The organism is Streptomyces bambusae, from assembly GCF_019400985.1.
In the GTDB taxonomy this organism is placed as follows: Bacteria; Actinomycetota; Actinomycetes; order Streptomycetales; family Streptomycetaceae; genus Streptomyces; species Streptomyces bambusae_A.
In genome coordinates this window covers 1-783 of sequence record NZ_WTFF01000708.1, presented here as the reverse complement: position 1 = coordinate 783, position 783 = coordinate 1, and the positions used below count along the sequence as shown (strand labels likewise).

Here is a 783-nt window from a genome sequence, read left to right as displayed (position 1 = left end):
CCGCCGACCGCTGGCTGCCCGCCCGCGACCGCCCGGTCCCGCACACCCGCCGCCCCGAGCGCCGCCGCGGGCGGGGCCGCCACCCACCGCCCGGGCCGGGCCGAGGACCGGGCGGCCAGGCCGTGCCGCTCCAGGTGCCGCAGGGCCTGTTCGGTCTGCGGCACCGGCAGGGTGAGCCGGTGGGCGAGGTCCGCCGCCTCCGCCGCCCCGAGCGCGACCAGCACGCGGTACGCCGACTCCTGCCCCTCGTCCAGACCCAGCGCGCTCAGCACACCCGACCACCCCACCCTTGTCCACGGCGCCTGGCGGGAAGCGGCCACGGCGCAAACCCGCCGCGGACATCATCACCGCACCCGGTGTCCGTCTGCCAGGGCTGCGCAGCAGCAGTACTGACGTGCGGCCGTCGACCATCCGTTCGGGCTGCGGCTTTGCCGGGGCTTGCCCCGTGTTGCTCCTGCGCGGCGAGCGCCGGAGGAGGCGACGGCCGGCGGACGGCCGTACGCGCGTACGGCGTTCGGGCCCGGGTTCTGAAGGTTCGTCAAGGGGGTGCCGGGCAACGCACCCGGTGGCCCCGTTCGGCGTTTCCGGCCGCCCTGCCCGGCCGACAATAAGGGCATGAGTCAGCAGGGGGCCCCGCACGACTGGTGGCACAAGCTCTACGACGACCCGCCGGCCGGCCCGGACACCGCCGCGGCGCCGGACCCGTCGGACACCCTGGACAGCCGCTTCAGCTCGGCGGCCTCCGTCACCGGGGCGGCACCCGCGGCGGCGGCGCCCGCGCCG

The 783-nt window shown here is 77.8% G+C and carries 1 protein-coding gene; it reads right to left on the bottom strand.

Annotated elements, in window-relative coordinates:
• Positions 1-272, bottom strand: a 272-nt coding sequence (locus GPJ59_RS36665) for a helix-turn-helix domain-containing protein (RefSeq protein WP_308120712.1), incomplete at its 3' end; no start/stop codon positions are given.
• Positions 273-783 lie beyond the last annotated feature (511 nt).